This window comes from Streptomyces composti, from assembly GCF_012034205.1.
GTDB lineage: Bacteria > Actinomycetota > Actinomycetes > Streptomycetales > Streptomycetaceae > Streptomyces > Streptomyces composti.
The window spans coordinates 358,122-364,501 of record NZ_JAATEM010000001.1; the positions used below are offsets into that span (position 1 = coordinate 358,122).

Genomic DNA, 6,380 nt, shown 5'->3' on the forward strand with positions numbered 1-6,380 from the left:
GCCGCGGCGCGGTCACTCGTGCAACCGGGTCACTTGTGGAAGGTGATGTATCCGTTGCGGTCCCGGTCGTCGCGGGACTTGGTGTACTTGTGCACGTCGGCCCGGGCGCCGCTCGGCTTGTACACGTAGATGGTGTCGCCGGGCTCGTTGTTCCACATGAAATTGCAGTTGTTGCGGTAGACGACGTTCTTGGCGTCGGAGTCGGTACCGCGGCCGCCGCGCAGCCGCACATAGTCGCCGGGCTGCAGGTAGTGGTTCCTGGTGAACTTGAACCGGTTCCCGGCGGCGTCCTTGACGACGTATCCCTTGAGGTTGACCGTCGAGGACTTCGAGTAGTTCTTGATCGTCAGATACTCCTTGTGGGTGTTGCCCCCGGAGCACCTGTTGTCGTCCTTGCCCGGCGCGTCGTACTGGATGCCCCGGACCTTCAGCGCGGAGCTGTACTCGGCGGCCTGCGCCGGAGCGGCCGTGAGCGCGGCGAGCGCGCCCGTGATCGCGGTGGCGGCCACTGCGGCAGTGCGTATGCGCATGAATCTCCCCCCTGCATGGCCCTTGCGTGAAGGGTATGTGGCGTTTCTGTGAAGGGTGATCGTACACAACGCAGGAGCGTTGTCGGACCCGAACGCTACGGTCGGCCCATGAGAGCTTCGGGAACCTTCACCGTCCAGTCCTTCGTGCCGGCCGGGATCAAGGCGGACCCCGCCGTGACCACGGCTCTGCCCGTGAGCGTGGCCACCATGGAGAAGCGCTTCGAGGGCGAGATCGCGGGCCGCGCGGCGACCGTGTTCACCTCCGCCTACGACCAGGAGGCAGGCGTCGGCACCTATGTCGCGATGGAGTCCTTCGAGGGCTCGGTGGGCGGCCGATCGGGCGCCTTCAACTTCGTGCACTCGGCGTCCACGACCGGCAGCGACCGCAGCGCGGAGCTGCTCAGGATCGTCCCGGCCAGCGGCACCGGCGAACTCGCCGGGATCACCGGCACCGGCGGCATCGCCGTCGAGGCGGACGGCACCCACCGGATCTGGCTCGACTACGAACTCGGCTGACGCGCCGGCCCGTCGACGGCAGCGGGCGCCGCGTGCGGACCAGGTGCGGTCCGCACGCGGCGCCCGACGGCGACCCGCGCCCGGCGGGCCGGCGGCTCATGCGCCGCTGGCGCGCAGCATGTCCTCCCGCTCGACGATCTTCACCCGCTCGCGGCCCTGCGGCTCGCCCAGCGCCTTCTCGGCGGCGTCCAGGCGGTACCAGCCGTCCCAGGTGGTGTGGCGGATCTCCCGCTCGGCGAGGAACGCGTCCACGGCCTCGAGGGCGGGGGAGGCGGGCGTGTGCAGCCGGCCGTCGGCGAAGTCGGCGAGCAGGTTGGCCACCGTCTCGTTCGCGTCGCCCTTGGTGTGCCCGATCAGGCCCACCGGGCCGCGCCGGATCCAGCCGGTGACGTACGCCGACTGCACAGGCTCGCCGGTGTCGCCGATGATCCGGCCGCCCTCGTCCGGCACGGTGCCGGACTCGATGTCCCACGGCAGCTTGGGCAGCTGGTCGGAGAGGTAGCCCACCGCGCGGTAGACGGCGGTGACGTCCCAGTCCTTGAACTGACCCGTGCCCTTGACGTTGCCGGTGCCGTCCAGGGCGGTGCGCTCGGTGCGCAGGCCCCTCACGCGGCCGTCCTCGCCGAGGATCTCCACCGGCGACTCGAAGAAGTGCAGGTACAGCCTGTGCGGGCGGTCGCCCACGTCGCGGATCGCCCAGTTCTCCAGGGTCTTGGCGACCATGTCGGCCTGCTTGTTGCCGCGCCGGGTGGCGATCGACCCCTCGTCGTAGTCGATGTCCTCGGGGTCGACGATCACCTCGATGCTGGGGGAGTGGTCCAGCTCCCTGAGCTCCATGGGGCTGAACTTGGCCTGCGCCGGGCCGCGGCGGCCGAAGACGTGGATCTCCTTGGCCCGGTTGGCCCTGAGCCCGTCGTAGACGTTCGGCGGGATCTCCGTCGGCAGCAGTTCGTCGGCGGTCTTGGCCAGGATGCGGGCCACGTCGAGCGCGACGTTGCCGACGCCGAGCACCGCCACCTTCTCGGCCTCCAGCGGCCAGGTGCGCGGCACGTCCGGGTGACCGTCGTACCAGGAGACGAAGTCGGCGGCGCCGTAGGAGCCTTCGAGGTCGATGCCCGGTACGGGCAGCGCGCGGTCGGCCATCGCGCCGGTCGCGAAGATCACCGCGTCGTAGAAGGCACGCAGGTCGTCGAGGTGGATGTCGGTCCCGTACTCCACATTGCCGAACAGACGGATCTGCGGCTTGTCGAGGACCTGGTGCAGGGCGGTGATGATGCCCTTGATCCGCGGGTGGTCGGGGGCCACGCCGTACCGGATCAGACCGAACGGCGCCGGCATGCGCTCGAAGATGTCGACGGACACGCCCGGTTCGGCGGCCGTGTCGGACTTGAGCAGGGCGTCGGCGGCGTAGATCCCGGCGGGGCCGGATCCGACGATGGCGACCCGCAGGGGGCGGGGCATGGTCAGTTTCCCTTCGAGCGAGGACAGCGACTCGCCCGAGCCTAAATTAAGGCTTGCCTAACCCGGTACGCGGGTCCGTTCTATGAGCCCATAAGGCTCGCTTATGGCGTGTCCCCCGGTGTGCTTATGGCTCGGCGTCCGCGGCTCCGGGTGCTGGTGCTTCCGGACGCTCACGACCCTCCCGGACGCTCACGACTGCGGAATCGTCTGCTCCGCCCAGATGACCTTGCCGGCCGGCAGATAACGGGTGCCCCAGCGCTCGGCGAGCTGCGCCACCAGGAACAGGCCCCGCCCTCCCTCGTCCGTCATCGTGGCGTAGCGCAGATGCGGCGAGGTGCTGCTGCCGTCGAAGACCTCGCAGATCAGCTGCCGGTCGCGCAGCATCCGCACCCGGATGGGGCTGCCGCCGTACCGGATCGCGTTGGTCACCAGCTCACTGAGGATCAGCTCCGTGGTGAAGCCCAGCTCGTCCAGGTCCCACTCGGCCAGTTTGCGCAGCACCGCCGCCCGGACCTGGCCCACGGCCGCCGGATCGGCGGGCACCGGCCACTCCGCGATACGGTCCGCCGGCAGCGCCCGGGTGCGCGCCACGATCAGCGCGATGTCGTCACCGGCCCGCCGCGGGCGCCGCGCCTCCAGCACCGCCCTGCAGGTGTCCTCCGGCGAGTCCCCGGCCCGCGACAGCGCCTCGCGCAGCAGTTCCAGACCCACGTCGATGTCCCGGGTGCGGTCCTCCACCAGCCCGTCCGTGTACAGCACGAGCCGGCTGCCCTCGGCAAGCTCCAGCTCCGCCGTCTCGAACGGCAGCCCGCCGAGCCCCAGCGGCGGCCCCGCGGGCACGTCCGGGTACTCGACGCTGCCGTCCGGACGGATCAGCGCGGGCGGCGGATGACCGGCCCGGGCCACGGTGCAGCGCCGGGTCACCGGGTCGTAGACGGCGTACAGACAGGTCGCCCCGGTCACCGGCGCGCTGTGCTCCTCCTGCGCCTCGTCCTGGTCGATCCGCCCGACCAGTTCGTCCAGCAGGCCCAGCAGCTCCTCGGGCGGCAGGTCGAGGGCCGAGAAGTTGTGGACCGCGGTGCGCAGCCGTCCCATGGTGGCCGCCGCGTGCAGTCCGTGGCCGACGACGTCGCCCACCACCAGCGCCACCCGGGTGCCCGACAGCGGCAGCACGTCGAACCAGTCGCCGCCCACCCCGGCCTGCGCCGGCAGATAGCGGTAGGCGATCTCCAGGGCGCTCTGCTCCGGCAGGGTCCGCGGCAGCAGGCTGCGCTGCAGCGTCACCGCCATGTTGTGCTCACGGGTGTAGCGGCGGGCGTTGTCGATGGACACCGCGGCCCGCGCCACCAGCTCCTCGGCCAGCGCCACCTCCTCGGTGTCGAACGGCCGCGACTGCCCGGAGCGCCAGAAGCTCACCACGCCCAGCGTCGTCGCACCGGCCCGCAGCGGCACGGCGATCAGCGAGTGGATGCCGTACTCGACGACCTGCGCGGTGCGTTCGGCGTCCTGCGCCTGCCAGCCGGGTGCCTCCGCGAGGTGCGGTTCCAGCACCGCCCGGCCGCCGGCCAGGCTGCGTCCCTGCGGCGAGGAGTCCACGAACCGGATGGTCTCGCCCGCGGGATACAACGGGGCGTCCTTGCGGATCCCGGTCATCGCCGCACGGCGCATCGAGCTGGCCGCGTCCGGTGTGCCGCCGGCCAGCACCGCCTCGAACAGGTCCACGGTGGCGAAGTCCGCGAACCGCGGCACCGCCAGCTCCGTCAGCTCCTCCGCCGTACGGGTGACGTCCAGGCTGGTGCCGATGGCCACCCCGGCGTCGTACAGCATGTCCAGCCGTTCCCTGGCCTCCTCGGCGCGGCCGGACAGGGCCCGCAGCTCGGTGGAGTCGCGGACCGTGGCGACGCTGCCGGGCGGTCCGTCGGACCGGTCGATGGGCCGCTGGTTGACCGCCAGCAGCCGGTCGCCGACCAGCAGCACCTCGTCCGTGGCCATCCGCCGCGACGACAGCAGCTCCGCGGTGGCCGGATCCAGACCCAGATCGGCCACCTGCCGCCCCTCCGCGTCCGCCGGGAGCCCGAGCAGCCGGTGGGCCTCGTCGTTGGCGAGCATCAGGGTGCCGTCCCCGTCGACGATCACGACGCCCTCCCGCACGGCGTGCAGCACCGCGTCGTGGTGCTCGTACATCCGGGTCATCTCGTGCGGGCCCAGCCCGTGGGTCTGGCGCAGCAGCCGCCTGCTGACCAGGGCGGCTCCGGCCGTGGCCAGGGCCAGCGCCACACCCGCCGCGGTCAGCACCAGCGGCAGCTGGTGGTTCGCGGCACCGCCGACGTGCTCCGTGGTGATGCCCGCGGACACCAGGCCCACGACCGTGCCGTCCTCGTTCTTCACGGGGACCACGGCCTGCACCAGCTCGCCGATGGTGCCCTCGATCTGCTCCACCACGGGCTCGCCCCGCAGCGCGGGCGCGTAGGTGCCCACGAACCGCTTGCCGATCCGGTCCGGGCGCGGATGGGTGTAGCGGATGGCGGCGGTGTCCATCACCACCACGAAGTCGACCTTCGCCTGCTTGCGCACGGCCTCGGCCTCCGGCTGCAGCACGGCCGTCGGGTCGGGCGACTGAAGCGCCTCGACGATGCCCGGAGAGTTGGCGAAGGTCTCCGCGACGGCCAGGGAGCGGCTGCGGGCCTCGTTGATGCTGTCCCGCCTCACCTGGAGCACCAGCGCCACGACCGCGGCCGCGACCAGCAGCACCACGATCACCACATGCAGGACGAACACCTGGCCGGCGACGCTGCGCCCGCTCAGCACCGATCGCAGCCCCGCCACAGGATGCCACCGCCGCCGGTCACCGCCTCGCCCCCGCTGCGCGGCCACCGCGGCGGGCCGCCGGGGCGACCGGTCCCTGGAGCGACCCATGAGTCGGACCATGTGCCATGTCTACACTGCCGCGCGATCCGAGGCGAGGGGCGCCACCCTCCATGATCTCCGGAGCTGCCTGCTCCGTGACCTCGGGACATGCGCGGGGGGACATGCGCGGGGCGCCCCCGCGCCGCCGGGCGCCGGTCCGTGGACATGTGTGCCTGCGGGGTGCCCGGGTCCGCGGACGTGGATGCCTGCGGGGCGACGGCTCTCGGGCCGTGCGCGGCCGGTGACCAGCCGGCCGCGCACGGCCTCCCCCCCCTGCGCGCGGATCGTCCCCCGCTCCGCGCACCCTCGTGGAAGGTCTGAGAAATTCCTGAGGGGGTCAGTTCCGCGCCGTCCGCCCGGATGTCACCGCGCCAGCGCGTGCGCCAGCTCCGTGGTGGCGCGGGCGACCTCCGTGTCCGCCTCCTCGAGGAGCCGGTCCAGGTCGCCGGCGCGGGCCCGCACGGCCTGGCGCGCGGCGCGCTCCCAAGCCACCGGGTTCTCCCGGTGGTTGAGCAGCTTGGGGTAGGCGGCCGCGGTGCTCTCCCACTGCCGGGCGTCGGCGATGGCCTTCAGCAGCTGGATGATCTGGGGGCGGACGGTGACGTGCGGGAGCTGCGCCAGCTCCCAGAGGAAGGGGACGGTGGCGGCGGTCGCCTGCTCCACCACGAATCCGTACTGGCAGATCCGGCGCCGCAGATCCTCCAGAGCGGCCCGGGCGGTGTCGGCGTCGCCCCAGGCGATGCCGTTGAGCAGCAGCGGGATGGCCGCCGCCGATCCGGTGGAGTCCTGGATCTCGGCCCACGGCACTCGGGACAGTGCCGCAAGGGGCGTGGCCCGTGCGACTCCGGTGGGGGGAGCGTGGCGCACGGGGCGCTCGCTGCTCGGCTGTTCCGTCGAAGCGCTGCGCATGGCGTGGGTGCCTTTCCGCGGCAGTCGTGTCAGGTGGGCGGGTACGGTCGGCCGGCC

At 72.3% G+C, this 6,380-nt stretch carries 5 protein-coding genes; 1 reads left to right on the plus strand and 4 read right to left on the minus strand.

Features of this window, described 5'->3' with window-relative positions:
- Nucleotides 1–29: 29 nt before the first annotated feature.
- The gene (locus HCJ93_RS01625; protein ID WP_167990356.1) at nucleotides 30–530 is read right to left on the minus strand and encodes a lamin tail domain-containing protein; all 501 of its coding nucleotides are present in this window, start codon (nucleotides 528–530) and stop codon (nucleotides 30–32) included.
- 108 nt (nucleotides 531–638) lie between these two features.
- On the opposite strand from HCJ93_RS01625, the gene HCJ93_RS01630 reads away from it, so the two are divergent.
- Nucleotides 639–1,046, plus strand: a complete 408-nt coding sequence (locus tag HCJ93_RS01630; protein ID WP_167990358.1) for a DUF3224 domain-containing protein — start codon at nucleotides 639–641, stop codon at nucleotides 1,044–1,046.
- Between the two features lie 96 nt (nucleotides 1,047–1,142).
- On the opposite strand, the gene HCJ93_RS01635 is transcribed toward HCJ93_RS01630, so the two are convergent.
- The 3 genes from HCJ93_RS01635 to HCJ93_RS01645 all read right to left on the minus strand — a co-directional run bounded on the left by HCJ93_RS01635 (nucleotide 1,143) and on the right by HCJ93_RS01645 (nucleotide 6,323).
- The gene (locus tag HCJ93_RS01635) at nucleotides 1,143–2,507 is read right to left on the minus strand and encodes an FAD-dependent oxidoreductase (protein ID WP_167990359.1); all 1,365 of its coding nucleotides are present in this window, start codon (nucleotides 2,505–2,507) and stop codon (nucleotides 1,143–1,145) included.
- Nucleotides 2,508–2,696: 189 nt separating this feature from the next.
- Entirely contained in the window at nucleotides 2,697–5,435 is a 2,739-nt protein-coding gene (locus tag HCJ93_RS01640) for a SpoIIE family protein phosphatase (RefSeq protein WP_206316644.1), read from the minus strand.
- A gap of 342 nt (nucleotides 5,436–5,777) precedes the next feature.
- The gene (locus HCJ93_RS01645) at nucleotides 5,778–6,323 is read right to left on the minus strand and encodes a hypothetical protein (RefSeq protein ID WP_167990363.1); all 546 of its coding nucleotides are present in this window, start codon (nucleotides 6,321–6,323) and stop codon (nucleotides 5,778–5,780) included.
- Between the last annotated feature and the right edge of the window lie 57 nt (nucleotides 6,324–6,380).